This window comes from Flavivirga algicola (assembly GCF_012910715.1).
GTDB lineage: Bacteria > Bacteroidota > Bacteroidia > Flavobacteriales > Flavobacteriaceae > Flavivirga > Flavivirga algicola.
Window position 1 is genome coordinate 371,173 of sequence record NZ_JABBHF010000004.1, and the last position, 22,420, is coordinate 393,592.

Here is a 22,420-nt window from a genome sequence, read left to right on the forward strand (position 1 = left end):
TTTGGCACACGTGTCAAAAAGTTGACAAAAAGTTGACATGGATCTGTCAATAATATTTTTTCAAAACCTCACGTAATTCGCTCCAGAATCAGTTCCAGTTATGCCTTGCTAACATAACAAATGTACAAAACTGATTCGTGCGGAAAACCGTAAAGTGATAAACAAATGGTTGCCTTGGGAAGTAGCCATGGGTTGTCACGATACACTTTCCACTTCCCAAAATAAGAAAATTTACTAACCCTAAGGGGTTGCTGTAAACAAAATTATCTGAGTAAAAACTCGGACAGGGACCCCTTTACAAAATTTTTAAATAATGAAAACCATTTTATATGTATTTATATATCTTTTTATTGGAGCGAATTTAACATCGTGTACACCTCAAGATGTATCTGAAACAGGTACCTATCAAACAGAAGAAGAACCCGACTGCTGTGGAGACGGTGGAAATATACCGCCGCCGCCGCCAGATGGCAACTAATTGTTAAATAAAAATTAGTTACTACATTAGAGGAATGAAATATCTTACGGTATCATTCCTCTTTTTTTGTTTTGGACTAAATGAATTTAGTTCAGCTATTACCCATAGTCAGCAGATTGATAGTCTAAGCTATTATTACAAAATAGCCAATAACCCAACAACAGATTCAAGTCTTATAAAAGCATACGCTTATTTTAAACAAAAAAAGAATGAAAGTATTAAATCTAATAATGCGTTATCTACTATCTATTATTTAAGACAAATAGCTATTATACAGAACGAGTTAGGGGATTATTTTGGAAGTGAGATATCTGTTGTAGAGGCATTAAAATTGTTGGGATCTGTAAAAGATTATAATAATGTAGGGGATAAAATAGGTTTGTACAATCAGCTAGGGCGAATTTATATGGAATTGTTAGATTATGAAGGTGCTATAAGGTATTATGATGAGGGGTTAAAAATTGCCAAACTTAAAAGTCATGTCAATATTATTCAGAATAATAAAGCATTGGTGTATATTCAAATGCAACAATATGAATTGGCCGAAAGTAACCTTTTAAAAGTTTATGAGAATAGCCTTTTACAGGACGATAAAAAACAACAGGCAAGAGCTTTGGACAATTTAGGCTTTGTTCAATCGAAACTAAATAAACCCGAAGGGCTAAATAAATTAAAGGAAGCATTAGAGCTAAGAATGGCAATAAATGATAATCCTGGACTCTATGCAAGCTACAAACATTTAGTTGAGGTTTATAAAGATGAAAATGACTTGAAATATGCTAGAGATTATGCTCATAAAGGCTATGAGGTAGCTAAGGTGATAAATAGTTCCTCGTTTATAAAAGATGCTCTGTTTCGTCTTATAGATTTAAATAAAGATAAGGATATTGTTGAGTATGTGAATATTGTTGATAGTATTTCATTGGCAAAACAAACGCAAGAGAATAAATATGCCAAAATGAAGTACGATTATACTGAAAAAGAAAAAGTTGCTAAAGAACAAGAACTGGCAAAAGAAAAAGAAAAAGGGTTAAAGATTCTCTATTTATCAATAGCAAGTTTTATTTCACTACTATCCATATTCTTGTACTTTATCCTAAAGTCCAAACATAGGAAAGACAATATCAAGAAAGTTTATACGGCCGAAACACAGATGTCTAAAAAAGTACATGACGAACTGGCGAACGACATGTCTGATGTTATGAATTTTGTTGAAAATAATTTAGAAATGCCAGCAAAAAAGAAAACAGTATTATTGAACAATTTAGAAGACCTTTACATCCGTACGCGGGATATATCGACTGAAACTGCAAGTATCGATTTAGTCCATTTTTCAATAAGCCTTAAGCATCTTTTAATGCAACACCATCGTAAAGGCACAAAGATTATTACTAATAATATAGATACTATAAATTGGCTTAAAGTCCCAGATCATAAAAAAATGGCTGTCTTTAGAAGCATTCAGGAACTGTTGGTTAATATGAAAAAACACAGTCAGGCCAAAGTGGTTAGTGTGGTGTTTAAGGAAGATCGCCGTAAAAAAGAGATTCTCTATTCAGATGATGGTATTGGTTTTTCAATAGTAGGTATTAAACTAAATGGATTGCAAAATGTGGAATCCCGTATTAATAGCATTGGAGGAAGTTTTAACTTCATGACATCAAAAGGAAGTGGCTTTAAGGCCATATTAAAGTTTAATAGTTAATATGTCGACATGTTTCAAAAAGTTTTAATTGCCGAAGATCAGAATTCAATTCATAAAGGGCTGGAAAATACGCTTAAAGAACTAAATGTTAGTGAAATAGTTACGGTACAATATTGTGACGATGCCCTTTTGAAAATAAAGGCCTCTTTAAATATGGGAAGCCCATTTGATCTCTTAATTACGGATTTGTCGTTTAAGGAAGACCACCGAGATAGAAGATTAACATCGGGAGAAGCCTTAATCAAAGCGATTAAACCCATCCAACCAGAATTAAATATTATCGTATTCTCGGTAGAACACCGTATAGGCAAAATAAAAAGTTTACTAGAAGAATCTAAAGTAAACGCTTATGTTGAGAAAGGAAGAGAGGAATCTAAAGAAATTATTAAAGCGATCCATGCCGTGTTAAATGGAGAAGTCTATTATTCACATTATCTGGCCCAATTACTTCGTAGTACAGATGATATTTCTCAAACAGATAAATATGATGAATTACTATTGCAATTACTGGCAAAAGGATTAAAAAGAGATCAAATAGCCTTATACTTTGAAGAAAAGGATTTTCCAGCAAGGAGCTTAAGTAGTATTGAAAAACGTATTAATAAGCTCAAAGTACTTTTTGATGCCAATACCTCCGAACAGTTGGTCGCCATTGCAATAGATAGGGGCTTGATCTAAATAATTTATCATGTTTTTTATAGTTACGGGTTTCCGTATAAAACAATGATCTAATAATGCTAGTTTTGGAATGCTATTAATAATTATTAGGGGGAATGTATACAATTGGCACGTTTTTTAAACGTGCTTTTTGTTTTTGTAGGCGTTTGTGGTTTACCGTAAGGTTTAGCTTTTTAAGTGTTTTAGGTTTGTGCGAATATTAATCTTAAAAATTTTTAAAATGGCAAAACAAAGAAAAACCGGTAAAAAAGCAGCTTCGGCAGCGTCTAGAGTTTTAAAAGATAAAAGAACAGGAAAAGATAGTAAAAAAGCAGCTGGGAGTGCATTATCCCAAGCTGCTCCAAAAAAGAAAAAATAAACCCTTAAGCTATGAATATTATTATACTTTGTCTATTTGTAGTATTAATCGTGGGTTTAATAAAACCTGAGCTGGTTATTCGTTGGGATAAAAAACCAACTAGATTCAAAGTTTTTGGTTTCTGGGTTATAACAATTGTTTTTTTTGGAATTTTAAACTCTTTAGCATTTAATGATGAGGGTAACATTAAATCTGTTTTGTATTCTGCTGATAGTTATATTAAAAATAAAGAATATGATAAAGCAGTTAAAGAATTAGAAGTAATTAGTGAGGATGACGTTCAATATGTTGAAGCTAAACGTATGCTTTTATTGGCGGACAGTTTAAATCATATTCAGAAAGAAACAGAAAGGATTTCCAAAGAACTGGAAGCTAAGAGAGAATTTGAAAAAAATAAGACTGCAATTATTGAACAGCTCAAAAGAGAATTAAATTCAATCCATAAAGGTATAGATTTCTCTTCTTATTCAGGGAAGATCGAATCACTTCAGATTGAGCTTATACTTTTTGGAAGTTGGGCTACTATTATTAGTGAAAATGAAGAATCCACAGATAATGAAATTAAGAAACTTACATCTCAATTAAAATCAAAAGTAAAAAAGATACAAGCTAGGGAGTTTCCTAGACTTCGTAAGGAATATGTCAAAGCAGCAGCAAACTTATTATGGGAAAATGATATAGAGGTTACAGTTAGTGGAAAAGGAAATATAAATATAAATTTCACGGCGGGAATATTTGCAGGAAATAAGAATAAGAAGAATTTTCATAACGAAGTTAAAGAGGCATTAAAAATGTTTCGATTTAGTCAAGCTAGATATCGTTGGTATACAGGGGAAAGAGAATATACTTACTGGACTATACAAACGAAAAACGATACAGATTTATATATGTTGAAATAATTTATTCACGATATTTAATTTAAGGCCTTACGGGATACCGTAAGGTTTTCTTTTTCAATGGATTTAAGTTTGAAGTGTTAAATCGTAAAATAAAATCATGACAAATTATTATGCCAACAAAAGAGCACAATTAAACGGAGATCATGAAGTGCATACTGGAGAGTGTCTTTTTTTGCCTCATGATAAAAACAGAAAACATTTAGGGGAGTTTGGTAATTGTCATGATGCAGTAAAAGAAGCAAAAAAACATTACTCATTAGTAAATGGATGTTACTACTGCTCGAAGGATTGTCATACATTTTGAATAATAAAAAGATGAAAAAAAACACTACAATTTTTAAATTATTAATAGTCATTTTAAGCTTAATCTCTTGCAGTTCTACAGAAAACCCATTAAAAGAGCGGGAATGTGGCACTCATAATGGAAACAAATTATATACAGGTCCCAAAGGAGGTTGTTATTACTACAATAGCAATGACAATAAAACTTATGTAGATAGGGCGGAGTGTGATTGCTAATAAATATGCTTACAAAAAGAAATAACGATACAATATGGAACTCCAAAACCAACTCAAAGCTTTAGCTGAAAAAATAAATAAGTTAAAAGATAAAATAGAAACCGAAGAATCTACAAAGCATGCTTTTGTACTACCGTTCATTAATATTTTAGGATTCGACACTTTTAATCCAACAGAAGTTGTTCCCGAGTTTACAGCAGATTTAGGATTGAAAAAAGGGGAGAAAGTAGATTATGCCATCTTTCAAGATAATACACCTATCTTGATTGTAGAATGTAAGAATTGGATAGAAAACTTAGATAATCATAATTCACAACTTTTCAGATATTTTCACGCTACCAAAACGCGCTTTGCATTACTCACTAACGGTATTAACTATCGTTTTTATACAGATTTGGAGCAGGTCAATAAAATGGACGAGAAACCCTTTTTGGAGTTTGATATTACAAATATTAAAGACAACGAAATTCATGAGATTTCAAAATTTCATAAATCTAATTTTGACGTTGCTAAGATTGTAAATAACGCAAGTTCATTAAAATATACTAAAGAAATCAAGAAGAGTATTTCAGAAGAATTAACAGAACCGTCAAGACAGTTTGTAAAGCTGTTTGCCAATAAGGTATATTCTGGAAGACTTACGGAAAAAATGATGGATGAATTTACAGGTTTGGTCCATAAGGCGTTTAATCAAACCATTAGCGATAAAGTTAACAATCGCCTAAATGCTGCACTTAATAAAGAAGCAGAAAAGCAGCAAGAAGATGTTGTTGAAGTAGAAGCAGAACAAAGTAAAGTAATCACTACAGAAGAAGAACTGGAAGGATTTAGAATTGTAGTGGCGATTTTAAGAAGAAAACTTCCAACTCATAGAATCGTTCATCGGGACACCCAATCTTATTTTGGAATCTTATTAGATGATAATAACCGCAAACCTTTATGTAGGCTGCATTTAAATACTGGTACAAAGTATATTGGATTAATTGATAAAGATAAAAACGAGCAAAGAGAAGTGATCCAGTCTATTGATGATATTTATAAGTTTGAAGAACAGCTTTTAAATACAGTTACTTTTTATATGAACTAAGTGTAAAACTTTTTATTAACTTAGACCTTTAAGCAGAATACTTGGTTCATGTATAAATTTTGTTTGGTCCTACTATTTTTAATATCCCTATCGTTTCATCCAAACAATAGTAATGCAAAAAAGGATTCAATTATAGGTAAAGCAGTGGCTATTACCGATGGAGATACCTTTAAGCTACTAACTAAAGATTCCACACTTATAAAAGTGCGTTTAGCCAATATTGATTGTCCTGAGAAAAAGCAGCCCTTTTCTAAAAAAGCAAAACAATTTGTCGTAGATGCTATATTTAGTAAAACGGTTACGATTTATGTTTTAAAGAAAGATAGATACCAGCGTTATATTGCTAATGTGATCTATGATGATTCCCTAAACTTAAGTTGTGAATTGGTAAGACATGGTTTGGCTTGGCATTATGTAAAGTATTCAAAAGATAGTATTTTACAAAGCCTAGAGGATAAGGCTAAATTAAATAGAGTTGGTTTATGGGCAGATAGGAATGCTGTGGCACCTTGGATATGGAGAAGTAGTAAAAAGAAGAAAATAAAACATTGAAAGCTTTAAAAACATTATTGTTTTCATTCATTCTGGTATTTACTCTAAATGCTTCGTCTCAAACTGTCTATACTACAAAAACGGGTGCTAAATATCATAAAAAAAATTGTAGATATCTCAAATATTCCAAAAAAGGAATGACCTTGGAAAAAGCAAAATCGTTAGGTTACATGGCCTGCTTGGTTTGTAAGCCTACAAAGAATACTATAAAAAAAGACAAGGTAGGTGAACGTTCTTTAATAAGCGACAAAAAACGTAACACAGTTAGAGAAGAATCGAAAGCAACACAATGTACTGGAAAAACAAAATCTGGTTCGCGTTGTAAGCGTAAAACAAAAAACACCAATGGAAGATGTTACCAACATTGAGAAAAGCTTGTTTTAAATGATAAAACGATTCAATGACTGTTCTCTTTAATATGGCTTTCAATATCGCGTAATTAAACAAATAGGATTTGTGGACTTCAAAACTGAGGTTTTGATATTATTTTACTAGTATTTGATACGCTAGCATCATAGATAATCTTTGATAGGCAATAGATTTGTGATAGTTGGCAAAATACTCGATTTTCATGTATCCCATTAGGTGTATAAAACGATAGTTTTTTTAAGTTAGTTATTTGGCTTTTTTAATGCACTTCTAAAATCTTACCTTTTTTATTTGGATAAAGATTTGAAGCAGGAGCGTTTAAAAAAATGATAGAGAGGTATTATTAATGTTAACTTTATAAGCATATTTTTAACAAAAGAACTATATTCATATTTAAGTGATATACATTTAATGAGGACATTTAAATTTAGAGAAAACTCCGAAAATTCATTTCTTGAAAAAGGAAATGGAAAAATGAGTTCTTTTGTTATCTTATTTATAGCAATTTTTGCTTTCAAGTTTACGCTTTCCCAAAGTTCTGATTACAACATAAGCGCGCTTTCTAACGAATCGGATATCACACAGAATACTGTTTCATCAATCTTAACGGATGATATGGGATTTTTGTGGTTTGGTAAAATGGACGGGCTTTATAAATATAACGGGTACGATTTTGAAACCTTTACAACAACGTTTAATAAAGAAACGGGATTAAGTAACCCTTGGGTTACAGACTTGAAAAAGCTGAAAAAATATTTAATTGTTGGAACAAAAAACGGGTTAAATATTTTGAGTCTTAAAACCCAAAAGCTTGCTTATTTTTTTCCTTCGGATTATGATTCCAGTTATAATGATAATATTACTTGTATTGATGTAAACTCCAATAATAATATCCTTGTTGGAACTAAAAATGGGCTTCTAAATTTTTCTGTTAAAGATTCTATTGTTTCTAATGTTAGAAGTGTGGATTTTGAAAATTTCAATAAAAGAACAGAAACCATTGAAATACTTCAAATACTTCAAATAGACGATGGGTGTCTTGTAAGGACTTCCTTAGGCTTGTTTTTTTTAGGAACAAAAGATAGTAAAGCCAGAAGGATAGTCCTAACAACAGATAATGATAATAAGCTTAGTGGCTTTAATACAGTTTATGTAACTAAATCAAAATACCTCCTCATAGCTTCAGATGAACACGTTTTTTATCTGAATTTAGGGCAAAATCCGATAAAAACAAATTTAAAACAAGTCGCTTTTCCGCTTACTCAATTGTATACGAATTGGCCTTCTATAAAAAAAATAAATAATTTTTTGGAGGACAGAAATGGAAATATAATTATTGGAACCCAAGGAGAGGGGCTTTTTATATATAATAGAAAAATTGAAAACTGGCAGAATTATAGGCATGAGAGAAATTATGAAAACACATTGAAAAATGATTTTATAAGGTCACTTTATCTGGATAAATCTGGTGTAATAGTAATAGGAACCTATGCGGGTGTTAATATTTTGAACACTCAAAAAAAGAGATTTGAACTTATAAATAGTGTGAAGACAAATGTTGAAGAAGAGGAGATTTTAAATGTGCATGCTATTTTAGAAGACCAAAATAAAAATTTATGGATTGGCACTCGGGGGAAAGGCATATTTATTATTTCTAAAAATAAAAAAGAGCAGATACATATTACCAATGCAAAGAACAATGCATTAGATCATGTTCAAGCCATCATTCAAGATAAACAAAAACAGATTTGGGTTGGAACACAAAAGGGTGTTTTTATTATTAAAGATTTTAATGGAAGCTTAAAGCATGTAGCAAAGCACTTTGAAAATAGTGTCCCAGACCTTTTGCCCAATGAGTATGTATATGAAATTTTAGAAGATAATGATTCCAATAAATGGATTAGCACAGCTAGCGGTTTGTATTTGTACTCTGCGAATAAGCACCTAAGTAAATTAAGTGATTTATCGAATGGTTTTCTTCTAAAAAATAAAATAGTATACACTATGATGCTGGATAGTTTCAATCGGGTTTGGTTAGGGACTTCAAACGAATTAATTGTATATGTAAACCCAGAAGATTATAAAAATAAAGATTTATCTCTTCTCAATAATTTAAATTCAATTCGTTTTCACCCAATTAATATTATTCCAAAATCACAGAGGTTTTATACAAACTACTATACGTATTCAATGGAAGAAGTAGATGATTACGGTATCATGGTTGGAACAAATTTCGGGCTGTGTAAAATTGATATTGAACAACGGCTCTTAATGCCATATTTTAACTCGACACCATCATCTAGTAGTTTAAACCTTGAATCTAATTATATATATGGATTACTTTACGATGACATAAATAGTATGTTGTGGATGAGTTCCAATAGGGGATTGCTCTCTTATAATTTTAATACGAAACAAGAAAAACAATATATCTTAGAGGATGGGTTGCAGTCTTTAGAATTTAATGGAAATAGTATTCATAAAAATATTGATGAAACATTTTTCTTTGGAGGCGCCAATGGGATAAATGTTTTAAAAACCACACAACCAGTAGAGAGAAATAAATTCAACCCCCAATTAGTATTAACAAAACTAATTATAAATGGAGAAGAAGCTAATATAGACAATACATCAAAAGGTTTGGATGTCAATATCGCTTATGCAAAAAAAATAAAACTAACTGCCGAAGAAAACAATATTGGATTTGAATTTTCATCGTTACATTGGCCATATGCATCAAATAATCTTTATAAATGCAAACTAACGGGAATAGATGATGACTGGATTTCTCTGGGGCATAAAAGATCTATTAATTATGCTAATCTTCCTGAAGGAACATATGTTTTTAAGTTGATGGGGACGAATAATGATAGGACTTGGACCCCTCAGGAATTAAATTTTGAGCTTGAGGTTTTACCTGTATGGTATAAGACCTGGTGGATGATATCAATATGGTGTTTTATCACTTTTTTTGTGATAACAGCATTTGTTTGGATTTTATTAAAAAATAGAGATAATGTTAACTCTTTAAAGATTAAAGAATTAGAAAGCGATAAAATTCAAGAGATTTATGAGTCTAAACTAGTCTTTTTTACAAACTTATCTCATGAATTTAGAACGCCGCTATCACTTATTTTAGATCCGTTTCAAAGCTTAATGCTTCAAAAAGATTTTTATAATAAGAATAAAGATTTATTCGATATTATTAAGAATAATGTTAACCGTTTAAGGAAACTTATTGATCAAATTATGGATTTTAGAAAGTTCGAATATGGAAAACTTTCGTTGAAGATTGCTCAAGGTGATATCGTGTCTACCATTTCAACAATAAGCAACTCATTTATCCATCATTCCAAGTTGAAAAATGTTGATTATAACATAGTTTTGCCAGATCAATCCATACAAATGTTTTTTGATACGGATAGCATTGAAAAAATATTATATAATTTGTTGTCTAACGCATTTAAATCGGTTGCCAGTGGTGGTAGTGTATCTATTTTGGTCAATGAATTTAAAAATGGAGAAAAAGCTTTCAAACGAAGAAATTATAAGCAGATTTCTGGAGAAAAAAACCATATAAGTTTTGAAAACCATATTTACATCAAAGTTAAAGACAATGGTGTGGGCATTTCTAGTAAAAACTTAGAACGTATTTTTACCCGCTTTTATCAAAGTGATAGTGTTGATTCTGGAACGGGAATAGGTCTGTACATGGTTAAACAATTTACAGAGATGCATTTTGGTTCTATATTTATAAAAAGCAAAATAGGTAAAGGGGCTTCCTTTGTTATTGTTTTGCCCAAAAATGATGACCTCTATAGCAATACCCTAAGAAATAAAAGTGTAGTTTCAAAAGTGGTTAATAAAAAAGAGGACAATAATGTATTTGTTGAAGAAGAAGTCTTGTTGCCAGTAACAGAAAAAAATTATACTGTAGTTGTTGTTGAGGACAATGATGAGTTACGAATGTATCTAAAAAAGATTCTGGGAGATCATTATAATGTATATACAGCAAATAATGGTTTAGAGGGTTTGGATTTAATAGTCGAAGAATCTCCAGATCTCATAATAAGTGATATTGTAATGCCTGAAATTGATGGCTCGGAAATGTGTAAAAGAATTAAAGAAAATTTTGAAACAAGTCATATTCCTGTCATTTTATTAACCGCCAAGGCTTTCGATAACCAAATTATAGAAGGTATTAATTTAGGTGCAGATGCTTATATTACCAAGCCTTTTAATAAAGAGATTTTAATAGCTAAAATAAATAATCTTATTAAAAACAGGGAAAAACTTCGTTTAATCTTTCAGAACTCGAAAACATTAGAACCTTCAAAGGTTACAGTGACCTCTATAGATGAAAAACTTGTTATTAAACTAAAAGAGCTTGTGGAAGAACATATTCAAAATACCGAACTCACTTTGGATATGTTGGCAACAGAAGTTGGGATTAGTAGAGCACAGTTATTTAGAAAAGTAAAAGCTTTAACAGGTCTTACCCCTAATAACTTCATAAAATCAATACGCTTAAAATACGCTGCGCAGCTTTTAGATGATAAAAAATTCCAAATTACAGAAGTAGCTTTTCTTTCTGGATTTGCTGAGGCTAGCTATTTCTCTAGATGCTTTAAAGAGACTTTTGGATGTAGCCCTAAAGCATATAAAAATACGCATCAATAAAAAAAATAACTGTATTTTATAAAAGCTAAACTAATAATCTGTACTTGAGATGTTATAAATACTTTTTTTAAAAGGTTTTGAGGATTGGAAGTAGATTGATTTTAAAGCCTATCAAAACAAACATATTCTCACATTTTGATTGCGTTCAGTACAAGCAGTCATGTGCTCTGGCGTTTCCTTGAATGACAGGTAAATTAAATTGTAAAACTAATAGGTATCCTGTTCGTTATAAGGTAAAGAACAACCATAACAATCTGTCTATTGTGAAAAATAAAAAACCGCCACCTCGTTCCTTGTACTCAGAACAAGGTAGAGGTGACGGAATTTACAGTGACTAAACTAAACTATATTATAAAAACTTAAAATGCTTTAATCCTCATCGGTCACTTCGGTTCTTGGCGGCACATTTTTATCAGCACCAACATAACCTATATTTTGGTTGATACGGGCTAAAGAATTAGCATCAATGGCATCTTGAGGAATTGGCCAATAAATGTGGTAGGGAGCAACTTGGTACACCTGGTCTTTATATTGTAAATTACTAAACAACTCTGGTGCCGTTCTTTGCATTTTGTCATAATAGTAATTTTTTTCGCTAATGGTTTCCAAAGAATATCCATCTCTGTTTTGACTGGCAAAAATATAGGAGATACGAGCTAATTCGGTTTTTCTGGGCTCTTCGGTGTATAACTCTCTAGCGCGCTCGTCCATAATATAATCGATACTCATATCTGCTGCCGTTTTTTGGCTAGCTCCAGCTCTAGCGCGCACTACATTAACATCGTTGGCAGCACTTTGCATGTCACCTTTCCACCAATGCGCCTCGGCTCTTAATAAGTAAGTTTCGGCTAGTCTGTATACATAAAAGTGTCTAAATCCACCACTATTGTTTCCAGGGCGCGATCTTGGAGTATGTGTTTTATAGCGTGGAAACTCAAACATTCTACTAATAGAGTCTATAGCAACATCTTCAATTTGAATTTGTTGTCCAAATCTAGCATCTGTAGGTTTGTTGTAGAAAAAATCCTCAAGTCCCCACCAGTTGGTGTCACTGTATCTGCGATCATTCGGATCCTCACTTTTCATAGTGTAATTAAAATGATTATTAGGTCTTGCCCAACTAACCCCTCTACCAAGTTTTTCTTCAAATTCATCTTCACCATTACTTAGGTTGTATTCACAGCCAGGAATTAACCACCATAAAGGTTGCCAGTAACGGTCTGATCCACTACCAACCGATGATGAACCTTGAACATCAACTTCATCGATGGCTAGCAATATGGCTTCGGTATTCGCATTTATATCCATATTCTCTCTTTGGTGTAAATCCCATAAGACATCATAATCGGGATCATTAGCAAAAGGACCATTGCCAAAGCGATTTGTCATTAATGCATACTTTCCATCATTAATAATGGCACTAGCAGAAGTGATTGCGTTATCAAATTCACCTAAAGACAGATAAATTTTAGTTAAAAGATGGTTTCCTGCTGCTTTATTTACTTTCCCGTTTAAAGTCGTTTCTGGAAGCCACTGCACGGCAAACTCCATGTCAGACTTAATTTTGGTTAAAATGGCATCAACAGTGAAAGTTTCATAGTCTAACCTAGGTTTGGTAAGTTCTTGCCCCGTCCATGGTACATTTCCAAAAAGATGTACTAATCTATAGTACCAATAAGCTCTATGAAAATATGCTTGGCCTAAAATTTCATTTCTCTGTGCTTCGCTTTCATATACAGGGTCATCAATACGATTTATAACGGTATTTATATCCTTAAAAATAGCATAGGGTCCGCGAAAATAAGAACGTGTATCTCCTTGCGATGGACTACGAAAGGGAGTTAAGGTGAGGATAGCATCACGGGCTGTTCCCGTATTTTGTAAGCTGGAATAAGAAATATCGGTCCAAAAATACTCTGTACGTATTTTAGGAATCGCACTGTAATCACCATCTCTTAACCATTTTCGCGCAGATACTAATCCAGCATCTAAACCTTCTGGTGTGCTATAAGCATTATTTGGCGAAAACTCAGAAAGCGGATTCGCAGTGTCGTCTAAAAATTCTTCCGAACATGATGCAGCAATTAGGAGAATTAAGATGCAGCATATTAAACTATTATATTTTTTCATAATCATTTTTTTATAATGTTATTAGTAATCTTGCTGTTCCGATAAAAGGCACAGGTCTGGCAGATGGTTGACCATATCCTCCAGAACGATATGTTTCTGGATCGTAAAATTCCCAGTTGGTAAAAATAGCCACGTTGTTTAAATCAACAGAAAGCTTTAAGGCATCTATGTGAAGTAAGTCAGTAACACTATTTGGGAAGGTGTACCCTAGTGTTATATTTTGAATTCTTACAAAAGATTTACTTTCATAATATTGTTCGCCATTCGCTCTGGAGCCTAATCTTGCCCAGTCGTTTAATTGGTTTTCTGGAGTCCAATAAGGGAAACTATAACCATTTAGACGTTGTGATTGCCATGAAATGCTAGGGCCTAAACCACCTCCAAAACGACCATTGTATGCGTCTTCGTGACCTAATTGGCTGTCTAGGGAGATTGAGAGGTTGAAATTTTTAAATAGTGTAAAATCGTTAGTCCAATTAATACGATGTCTTGGTTTCTTTTGTCCTAACACCTTTTGATCTACGATAGATTCTATAACACCATCTCCATTTTGGTCTACGACTCTAAAATCACCAGGTTGTCTACCATAAATAGCAGCTTCATCGACTTCATCTGTGGTATATACACCATTAATTTCGAAGCCGTAATTTATATCTTTAGACTCACCAATAAACCAGTTGTTAGCACGGTCATCGGCCAATCGCTGTCCTATAACATTTCCTTGATCGTCTAACACGTCTTCAACATCTCCATATAACTCTACAATTTCATTTCTATTTGTAGAATAATTTAATGAAGAATGCCAAGCAAAATCGGGTTTATCTACAACAATGGCATTCAGGGAAGCTTCAAACCCTGTATTGTCTAATCGCCCAAGATTGGTAGAAATTGAGCTATATCCTGTTATTCTGGGTAACGCTCTGCGTACTATAAGATCTGTAGTCTTGGCCTTGTAAAATTCTAAAGAGCCAAAAACTTTACCATTAAATATAGAGAAATCTGTCCCTATGTTTAAAGACTCCGTACTTTCCCATTTTAAATTAGCATCACCCAATCTAGTGGATGAAAGACCAGTTACAGGGGTATCTGCTCCATTATCACTATAGATGTAATTTACTGGACTAAGCAGTGCTAATGAGCTATACAATGCAAGATCACTCCTATTTCCGTTTTGACCATAAGAGACCCTTAGTTTTAAGTTGTCTATCCATGATGCGTTATCTAAAAAAGTTTCTTCAGAAATATTCCATGCAAATGCACCAGCTAAAAAAGTAGCTCTTCTATTATTGGCTCCTAAAACAGAATATCCATCTCGACGAACAGATCCTGTTAAAAGATATTTGCCTTTATATCCGTAATTTAACCTTCCTAATAGCCCATCTGCACTATATGCGGTATCATAACTGCTAACCAAAGGGTTAGTACCTATTCCTAGGTTGCTATAACCTAAAATCTCGCTAGGTACAAATTGTGAATTACGAGAGGTGTGCCCTGAACTTTGGCGCTTTTCAGCATTAAGAACAACAGTAGCATCTAATTTATGGTTCTCCCCAAATTGCTTTTCCCAGCTAAAAATATTATCTACATTCCAAGTATATCGTCTGTCAGTTCTTCTCGATCCACCAGATCCTTGAGCATCAGGGCTTGTTCTATTAAAGAAAGAGTCTTGTATCCAGCCAAAACTATTTACCCAATTGATACGGTATTTTATCCCGTAAGGTAATTCGAGTTCTGCAAAAAGATTGGCGATTAAATTATCATCTTCTATATCTCTTGTGCTATTGCTAGAGGTGAAAAAAGGATTGATTGCAGCAGCATCATTAAAGGGTTCTAATCGTATGGAACCATCTTCATTAAATTTGGCACCATAAGGACTTTGTACTACAGCACGTGAAAAACTGGGAGATAGCTCACCGTTGGCCGTGGTTGTATTGTCGGACCCTCTACCATTATCTCTTGAAAATTGTGCATTAACTCCAATTTTGAAAAAAGATCTGACTTTAGTTTCTAAGTTAACCCTGGCTCGGATACTTTTGAATTCGTCGTTTAAAATAAACCCCTCATTCTCTACATTACCTAAAGAAAAGTAGTGAGAAGTTTTTTCGTTACCGCCTGAGATACTTATCGAATTTTCTCTGCGAATACCTATTCTGGTTACTTCATCAAACCAATCAGTAGTTCTGCCAGCTTCGTAATTCTCAAGTTCTATTTCGCTCATACCTAGTCTGTTGAACCATATTTCGTTATTGGGGATATTAGGGTCAACAGGATTTGCAGCGCCATAATTTCTCCAAGTATTAATATCTATACCGTCTAATTCTACTGGGTTTCTGTAAAATTGAGGATTTGGTCCAGAAGTGCCAGGGTTGTTGGTTTCATAGGCAGCAACTTTAAAATCCAGGAATTCTTGAGGGCCTCTAAATTTAGGATGATTCACCAACTTGGAAATACCAACCGAAGAGCTAAAATTGATAACAGATTTGCCTCGTCCTTTTTTGGTAGTTATGATAATAACTCCGTTAGATGAACGTGCCCCAAAAATAGCAGCCGAACTGGCATCTTTAAGAACATCTATACTTTGTACATCATTGGCATTGATATCTGAAAGACTCCCGTAATAAATGACACCATCTAAAACAATTAAAGGGGCGGTGCCTCCAGATAAAGAGGTATCCCCACGGACAAGAAAATTAGTGCCTCCAGAAGGTGAATTGCTAACCGTTGTCGAAAGCCCAGCAATACGCCCTCTTAAGGCTTCACTAACATTGGTAACGCCTCTTTGTGCTATGTCCTCAGCATTAATACTGGTAATAGCTCCTGTTAAGTCTTTTCTTCTTTGGGTACCATATCCAACTACAACTACAGCGTCAAGACCAGTTGTGTCTTCTTTAAGTGAAATACTTAAGTTTGATTGGCCATTGATAGGTATTTCTGTGGTTTTAAATCCAACATAGGAAATTTCTAAAATTGAATTGCTACTGGATACGGTTATCGAAAAACTAGCATCAAAATCTGCTTGAACGCCATTAGAGGATCCTTTTTCAATAATATTAGCACCTGGAAGAGGAACGCCAGACTCATCTGTTATTGTCCCTGTTACTGTGATAGTCTGAGCATTTCCCAGAAAGGAAAATACAGACAGTAGTAATAGCAGGATGATGCTACAACTATGTTTAGTTTGGTAATTTGTTTTTTTCATTTAAATATTTTTAAGTTAATGTTAGCTAAATTTGTCAATCTAAATACAGCCTTTTTGGTTATGTTCTGTTTTTAAATTCTGCTTAAGAAAGCAACGGACAAAATTTATAATACTTCCTAATAGGGTAATTTATTTTTCCATGTTTTGTTCGAGATTTAGTTATTGTTAATTAATTTGATTCTAGTTTTTTATCTGAGATAATTTGGATGTTTTTATACCCAGTAAAAATACTTTCTGTCTAGAGATATAATTTATAATAGCGTATCAAATGCTTATAAATTCATACGCTAATGCGGATTTTGTTGTGTAAATTTTAACTTAAATGTTAAATAAATAGGGATAATATATTTTTTTGAATGAGGTTGGGCTATCCCAAGTTGCTTGCTGGGTTGTGAAGAATTCGTTCTTGTGCTTAACTTTATGTTCCAGGCATAAGAAACGGTTGTTTAGGAAGTATGATTTAAATGCCTATAAATAATTTTATATGAAAAATATACCCAATGAGATGATGGGTAGAATAGCGTTGTTTATTGAGAATAAAGGAACGGTTTTAAAAGTAATTTTAATGCTCTATAGAGCCTATTAGGTCCTATTTAAGACATGCCTGTCCAAATGTTTTGGCTAATCGATATTCAATATTGGTTTTAACAAAGTTAACACTGAAGTCAAAGTACTCAACCTAGCAGATTAAATTATAAAGTTTTTCAGGTCTTTTTCTACCACAAAAACCCGTAGATAGAAGAGAGAATAATTATAATTATGAATGCTATCCTATTAAAGGATTTATCAGTTTTAAAAATTTGAGAGCCAAGAGATATAGCCTTTTGATTATTGGTTTTGTTCGTGAAAATGAAATATAAACAAATAACATTCATAAATAAGAACAAGGCGCCAAGCCAAGTAGGAAGGGAAATGTCACTTGCAAAGATTCTAAGTACAAATGGTATGGATGTAAGTAGCATAGCTCCAAAGATTACAAATGCAGATTTCGAATCTGTCTTTTTATCTACACTATAAGGTTTATCAAGATAAGATAAGCACACTATTAGTGAGGATAATACTACGAACGAAATAGTCATGCGATAGAAAAACGGTATATCTGTCATTATAAATAACCCAATAGATAATGGTACACATAATAAAGCAACCCATAGCGCTGCTTTTGCACTTGTTCGTTTCCAAAACATCCCAAATATAATAGCAACAAAGGCGCCAGGACTTATAAAACCTGTGAATTCCTGAATGAACTGAAATGCTTGATCCAGTTCGAGCATGCTTAAAAGGGGGGCAACCAACATGCCAATTAATAGGGCAGCGGCGGCAGTTATTTTTCCAACTTTAACCAGATGTTTTTCGGAAGCATTTTTCTTAAAAATAGGTTTGTATAAATCGAGGGTGGCTATGGTCGATACACTATTAACCAACGAGCTAATAGAACTACCAATAGCAGCTACTAAAGCAGCAAAAACTAACCCTTTTATCCCTATTGGGACGAGTTGGCTGAGTACCCAAGGGAACGCTTCATCTGGCTTGCCTATATCGGCTTGTAATGCATAAGCGGCCATTCCAGGTACGACAGCTATTACTGGCATTAAAATCTTTAATAGAGCGGCAGAAGCAACACCTTTTTGAGCTTCTTTTATATTTTTTGATGCCAGTGCCCTTTGAATAATGAATTGGTTGCCGCCCCAATAGTATAAATTGGTAATCCACATACCGCCAACTAGAACACTAATACCAGGAACACTATTAAAATATTTATGTCCTTTATCTAAAATCATGTCGAACCTTTCAGGAGCAAATTTGTATAAATTAGAAACACCATTAAAAACATTGCCATCTCCAAGAGCATAAAGAGCCATTCCAGCAGCAACCAGCCCGCCAACTAATAAGACAACTGCTTGTATGACATCTGTCCATACAACAGCTTTTAGACCTCCAAAAATGGAAAAGGAGGCCGAATATATAACTAAGCCAAGAACACCAATAAGAATAGGGAGACCTGTTAAATTTTCAATGGCTAAACCGCCTAGATAAAAAATGGAAGAAATATTAACAAAAACATAGAGAACGATTAAGATAAAACTAAAACATATGCGTACACGATTATCAAATCTGTTTTTTAGAAATTGAGGTATCGAGTAAATTTTTTTCTCAAGAAAAACAGGTAGAAGGTATTTTGCGACTAAAATTAAAGTCAAAGCAGACATGAGCTCATAACCACCAATGGCTAAACCAATAGCATAGCCAGATCCGTTTGTTCCTAAAATTTGCTCGGCAGAAATATTAGAAGCAATTAAAGAGCCACCAACAATCCACCACGGTAAAGATTTACTGGCTAAAAAATAATCTGAAGCATTTTTGTATTTAGCCCGAGACATCCATAGCCCGTAACCTATGACTCCAAATAAATAAACAAATAATACGATAAGATCTAGATTTGATAAAAACATGATTTACTAATTAGGTTGGCCTCAAAAGTATAAAGGGAGGTGTGTAATTAGAGAATCAAATAGTTGGTAGTGGTATGGTTTAGTAATTTAAACGTTCGTTTTGGCTTAGCCGTACATATTTTTTTTGGGGAAAATTCCTTTTTTATATTCAGAAGGTGTCTGGCCTGTACTTTTCTTAAAAGCAGCATTAAAAGTAGTTTTGGAGTTAAAACCAGCCTCTGTAGCTAGTGCCATTAACTTGTAATCTTTGTATTTTTCAGAATGCATTAACCTTTTTACTTCATGAACTCGATAGCTGTTTATAAAATCATAATAGTTTGTTTGGAGCTGTTTTGATAAAACTTCTGACACGTAATTTTCTGGAGTTGAAACTTCCTTGCTCAGGTCTTTTAACTGTAATTTTCTGTTTTTGTATAATTGCTTTTCCTCCATTGCTGAACGTATTTTCTCCTCAATATTTTTAAGACGTTCAAAATCTAATTCATATGATTTGTTGTTCGTAGTTGTTTGACTGTTTTTTCTTTTTGAAGCATCGATACCAATAATTTTTCGATATGCAATTATTAACCCCCCAGTTGTAATTATAGTTAGGTATAGATTGTTTGGACTAGATAATATATTATTAGGATGTCCATATAGGTCCTGAACGATTTGGATTACGGACAAAAATGTAATAATGCTCAGTATGATAAATAGGTAGTAGACATCTTTGTTAAGCTTTATGGGTGACTTTTTTATAATGGAATAGCTTAATGCTAATCCTATAAACTGAGTGGTAGCGATGAATATTTTTATAATCCAATATTCTATGAGCGCAAAGGTGTTTTCGGTAATAAAATAGCGGTTTCTTAAAGTTAAATCTCCTAATAAAATGTAATACGACTTTATGAAAAAATAGCAAAACATAACACAAAAGGACAGGAATAGTAATTGAAATACCCTCTTGTGAAATGGCTCCTTTATATTGTAAGAGATCAAAGTTAGTTTATAAAGGGCAATTGGGGTGAATGCAGACCAGGGTAGATAGGCTAACGTAAAATTTGGAGAATAAAAAAACAGATTAAACAAGCCAACATAGTTAAATAAATCTAAAACAATAGATAGTACAAATGTACTATACCAGAGTGTTAGCTTTTTATCAGAATAAGAGAGGAGTAGAATGTATAAAAGAAATAAATTAAGCAGTCCGAAAATATGGTAATGCTTTAGTATTTCTAATAATAAATGGGGCATTCTTGTTACCTGGATTTAAATTAAAGTGCTGAATTTAACATAATTATTTAATCTATAAAAAAATCATGAAGTGTAGTTTAATATATTAGAATTAGAGGGTGTTTGCATCTAACCCTGAATGGTAAAACATTCAGTTGTAAACTAAATGAAAGAATAATATCGGATTTGATAGAAAAAGTATTTAAATTCAAGCCATAGAATAGCTAATTTAACCTGAAATTAATCGATTGAAAATAAGGGCTGATCAGTCTTCTTTAAGTTTTAATAATGTAAAAATATAATCAATATTTATGATAAAGGATAGAGTCTCGATAACCGAAAAAATAGGATATGCTTTAGGGGATGGTGCTGCAAATATAGCTTGGAGAGGGGTTGCTACATTTTTGTTCATTTTTTATACAGATGTTTTTGGGTTAAGCCCGGCAACAGTTGGAGTCTTGTTTTTGGTAGCTCGATTTAGTGATGGTATTAGTGATGTGCTGATGGGGATAGTAGGGGATAGAACAAAATCTAAATATGGGAAATTCCGCCCTTGGATTTTGTGGACAGCTATTCCGTTAGCGACTATTCTTTCGTTGCTTTTTACAAGTCCAGATTTAAGTGATTCAGGAAAAGTTTTATACGCCTATATTACATATATTTTATTTACGCTTATTTATACTGCTAATAATATACCCTATGGGGCTTTAATGGCAGTTATGACTGGGGATGATAAAGTGCGAACAAGTATCGGGTCTTTTAGAATGGTTGGAGCTTTTGGAGGAGGTATGCTTGTGCAAGGCGTCTTACTTTTTTTAGTAGCCTATTTTGGAAATATTAACCCTACTGTTAAAGTAGATAAACTGGATGAAGATAAATTTAGGGTTGAGGTGTCTGCGCCATCTGATGTGTCTAATGTTAATATAAAAACAGAAGCAGGTATCGCTTTGTTTACTTGGGATGATGAGGCTATTGGTGCAGAAAAAAATATGCCTACGCATGCAAAAAGTTTTTCTGTAGAAGCTGGTAAACCCTATACATTTATTGTGAGCGGAGAAGCTGATATTGATGCAGATAAAATCTCTATTATAGACCAGAAACAAGGCTATAGCAACTCGATCTATTTGCTTTCGGTGTTCTTGGCTGTTTTTATGTTTATAACATTTTATACAACGAAAGAAAGGGTGTCACCGCCTAAAGATCAAAAAAGTAATTTAGGGAAAGATTTAAGAGATTTGATATCCAATAGGCCATGGTTGGTTTTATTGATGGTGGGTTTGTTGTTTAATGTCTATAACTCAATAAAACAAGGTATCGTTGTTATCTATTTTACGCATTATTTAAATAACCAATTATTGGCAGCAAGCTTTTTAGTAGGACTCATGTTGGCATCGATTGCAGGTGCTATCATAACGGCACCTTTAGGAAAGAAACTGGGTAAACGGAATCTATTCATTTATGCATTGATTTTGTCAGGTTTGGTAAACGCATTGCTTGTTTTTTGTGGTCCTAACGATGTCGAGGCAATTTTTGCCATTGGTATCGTTTCAGAATTCTTAGCTGCAATTTTTCCAACATTGTTTTTTGTCATGTTAGGGGATGCAGCCGATTATTCTGAATTTAAAAATGGCCGACGAGCCACAGGTCTTATATATTCAGCGGGGTCATTTGCTACAAAATTTGGAGGGGGTATAGCAGGTGCTATTATTGGTTTTGTTTTGTCAAACTTTAATTATGATGGTCAAGATGCCGTTGCTATTAGTGGTGCTATTCCTGGTATAGTGATGTTGATGAGCTGGATTCCTGCAATAATATCTTTAATTGCAGCGGTTTTTATGTTTTTCTATCCGCTAAATCAAAAGAAATTAAACGAAATAACTTTAGAGCTAAATACCAGAAGAGCATCGGAATAATTATTAATCGTTTTAAATGGCTTTTTATGATTTAAACAAACCGCGATAGGGATTGTAAAAATGGTTTTGAACTATTGTATTTCAAATGATAATAATTCTAAGTCACATGCGTGGTATAGTCCAAATAGGTAGAATAATATATAGTTCATTATAAAAGAAAAGAGCTACTTTGGTATAAGCAGCTCTTT

Annotated in this window: 16 protein-coding genes; 12 read left to right on the forward strand and 4 right to left on the reverse strand. The window is 33.2% G+C overall.

Annotated elements, in window-relative coordinates:
• Positions 1–313 precede the first annotated feature (313 nt).
• From HHX25_RS09060 to HHX25_RS09110, 11 genes are all read left to right on the forward strand, one after another.
• Positions 314–478, forward strand: a complete 165-nt coding sequence (locus HHX25_RS09060) for a hypothetical protein (RefSeq protein ID WP_169672349.1) — start codon at positions 314–316, stop codon at positions 476–478.
• 34 nt (positions 479–512) lie between these two features.
• Entirely contained in the window at positions 513–2,183 is a 1,671-nt protein-coding gene (locus tag HHX25_RS09065) for a tetratricopeptide repeat-containing sensor histidine kinase (RefSeq protein WP_169672351.1), read from the forward strand.
• A 9-nt stretch (positions 2,184–2,192) separates the two neighbouring features.
• The gene (locus HHX25_RS09070) at positions 2,193–2,861 is read left to right on the forward strand and encodes a response regulator (protein WP_169672353.1); all 669 of its coding nucleotides are present in this window, start codon (positions 2,193–2,195) and stop codon (positions 2,859–2,861) included.
• Between the two features lie 220 nt (positions 2,862–3,081).
• Positions 3,082–3,219: a hypothetical protein gene (locus HHX25_RS09075; protein ID WP_169672355.1), complete on the forward strand. Its 138-nt coding sequence runs from the start codon at positions 3,082–3,084 to the stop codon at positions 3,217–3,219.
• Positions 3,220–3,230: 11 nt separating this feature from the next.
• Complete coding sequence (locus HHX25_RS09080; RefSeq protein WP_169672356.1) at positions 3,231–4,118, forward strand: hypothetical protein; 888 nt, start codon at positions 3,231–3,233, stop codon at positions 4,116–4,118.
• A gap of 97 nt (positions 4,119–4,215) precedes the next feature.
• Positions 4,216–4,422 (forward strand): hypothetical protein, encoded by a 207-nt coding sequence (locus HHX25_RS09085; RefSeq protein ID WP_169672358.1) that lies wholly within the window; start codon positions 4,216–4,218, stop codon positions 4,420–4,422.
• An 11-nt stretch (positions 4,423–4,433) separates the two neighbouring features.
• Positions 4,434–4,637, forward strand: a complete 204-nt coding sequence (locus HHX25_RS09090; RefSeq protein WP_169672360.1) for a hypothetical protein — start codon at positions 4,434–4,436, stop codon at positions 4,635–4,637.
• 34 nt (positions 4,638–4,671) lie between these two features.
• Positions 4,672–5,724 carry a type I restriction endonuclease gene (locus tag HHX25_RS09095; protein ID WP_169672362.1) on the forward strand — a complete coding sequence of 351 codons (1,053 nt, stop codon included), beginning with the start codon at positions 4,672–4,674 and terminating at the stop codon, positions 5,722–5,724.
• Between the two features lie 48 nt (positions 5,725–5,772).
• A complete protein-coding gene (locus HHX25_RS09100) occupies positions 5,773–6,276 on the forward strand; it encodes a thermonuclease family protein (RefSeq protein WP_169672364.1) in 504 nt (167 codons plus the stop codon).
• On the forward strand, positions 6,273–6,644 hold the full coding sequence (locus HHX25_RS09105) for a hypothetical protein (protein ID WP_169672366.1): 372 nt from the start codon (positions 6,273–6,275) through the stop codon (positions 6,642–6,644). Before HHX25_RS09100 ends, HHX25_RS09105 begins: the two co-directional genes overlap by 4 nt.
• A gap of 412 nt (positions 6,645–7,056) precedes the next feature.
• Positions 7,057–11,325 (forward strand): hybrid sensor histidine kinase/response regulator transcription factor, encoded by a 4,269-nt coding sequence (locus tag HHX25_RS09110; RefSeq protein WP_169672368.1) that lies wholly within the window; start codon positions 7,057–7,059, stop codon positions 11,323–11,325.
• Between the two features lie 369 nt (positions 11,326–11,694).
• On the opposite strand, the gene HHX25_RS09115 is transcribed toward HHX25_RS09110, so the two are convergent.
• From HHX25_RS09115 to HHX25_RS09130, 4 genes are all read right to left on the reverse strand, one after another.
• Positions 11,695–13,455: a RagB/SusD family nutrient uptake outer membrane protein gene (locus HHX25_RS09115; protein WP_169672370.1), complete on the reverse strand. Its 1,761-nt coding sequence runs from the start codon at positions 13,453–13,455 to the stop codon at positions 11,695–11,697.
• 10 nt (positions 13,456–13,465) lie between these two features.
• Positions 13,466–16,654, reverse strand: a complete 3,189-nt coding sequence (locus HHX25_RS09120) for a SusC/RagA family TonB-linked outer membrane protein (RefSeq protein ID WP_169672372.1) — start codon at positions 16,652–16,654, stop codon at positions 13,466–13,468.
• Positions 16,655–17,370: 716 nt separating this feature from the next.
• Positions 17,371–19,107: a sodium:solute symporter family transporter gene (locus tag HHX25_RS09125; RefSeq protein ID WP_169672374.1), complete on the reverse strand. Its 1,737-nt coding sequence runs from the start codon at positions 19,105–19,107 to the stop codon at positions 17,371–17,373.
• Positions 19,108–19,212: 105 nt separating this feature from the next.
• Positions 19,213–20,340 carry a helix-turn-helix domain-containing protein gene (locus HHX25_RS09130; protein WP_169672376.1) on the reverse strand — a complete coding sequence of 376 codons (1,128 nt, stop codon included), beginning with the start codon at positions 20,338–20,340 and terminating at the stop codon, positions 19,213–19,215.
• Between the two features lie 290 nt (positions 20,341–20,630).
• Here HHX25_RS09130 and HHX25_RS09135 point away from each other — a divergent pair, with 290 nt between their 5' ends.
• Positions 20,631–22,232 (forward strand): MFS transporter, encoded by a 1,602-nt coding sequence (locus HHX25_RS09135; RefSeq protein WP_169672378.1) that lies wholly within the window; start codon positions 20,631–20,633, stop codon positions 22,230–22,232.
• The last annotated feature ends 188 nt before the right edge of the window (positions 22,233–22,420 follow it).

Excerpts from the sequence above, each read along its gene's own strand:
- HHX25_RS09095 (WP_169672362.1), top strand. The coding sequence starts at position 4,672 with ATGGAACTCCAAAACCAACTCAAAGCTTTAGCTGAAAAAATAAATAAG.
- HHX25_RS09090 (WP_169672360.1), top strand. The coding sequence starts at position 4,434 with ATGAAAAAAAACACTACAATTTTTAAATTATTAATAGTCATTTTAAGC.
- HHX25_RS09115 (WP_169672370.1), bottom strand. The coding sequence starts at position 13,455 with ATGAAAAAATATAATAGTTTAATATGCTGCATCTTAATTCTCCTAATT.
- HHX25_RS09100 (WP_169672364.1), top strand. The coding sequence starts at position 5,773 with ATGTATAAATTTTGTTTGGTCCTACTATTTTTAATATCCCTATCGTTT.
- HHX25_RS09070 (WP_169672353.1), top strand. The coding sequence starts at position 2,193 with ATGTTTCAAAAAGTTTTAATTGCCGAAGATCAGAATTCAATTCATAAA.
- HHX25_RS09130 (WP_169672376.1), bottom strand. The coding sequence starts at position 20,340 with ATGCCCCATTTATTATTAGAAATACTAAAGCATTACCATATTTTCGGA.
- HHX25_RS09075 (WP_169672355.1), top strand. The coding sequence starts at position 3,082 with ATGGCAAAACAAAGAAAAACCGGTAAAAAAGCAGCTTCGGCAGCGTCT.
- HHX25_RS09120 (WP_169672372.1), bottom strand. The coding sequence starts at position 16,654 with ATGAAAAAAACAAATTACCAAACTAAACATAGTTGTAGCATCATCCTG.
- HHX25_RS09060 (WP_169672349.1), top strand. The coding sequence starts at position 314 with ATGAAAACCATTTTATATGTATTTATATATCTTTTTATTGGAGCGAAT.
- HHX25_RS09135 (WP_169672378.1), top strand. The coding sequence starts at position 20,631 with ATGATAAAGGATAGAGTCTCGATAACCGAAAAAATAGGATATGCTTTA.
- HHX25_RS09125 (WP_169672374.1), bottom strand. The coding sequence starts at position 19,107 with ATGTTTTTATCAAATCTAGATCTTATCGTATTATTTGTTTATTTATTT.
- HHX25_RS09065 (WP_169672351.1), top strand. The coding sequence starts at position 513 with ATGAAATATCTTACGGTATCATTCCTCTTTTTTTGTTTTGGACTAAAT.
- HHX25_RS09110 (WP_169672368.1), top strand. The coding sequence starts at position 7,057 with ATGAGGACATTTAAATTTAGAGAAAACTCCGAAAATTCATTTCTTGAA.
- HHX25_RS09080 (WP_169672356.1), top strand. The coding sequence starts at position 3,231 with ATGAATATTATTATACTTTGTCTATTTGTAGTATTAATCGTGGGTTTA.
- HHX25_RS09085 (WP_169672358.1), top strand. The coding sequence starts at position 4,216 with ATGACAAATTATTATGCCAACAAAAGAGCACAATTAAACGGAGATCAT.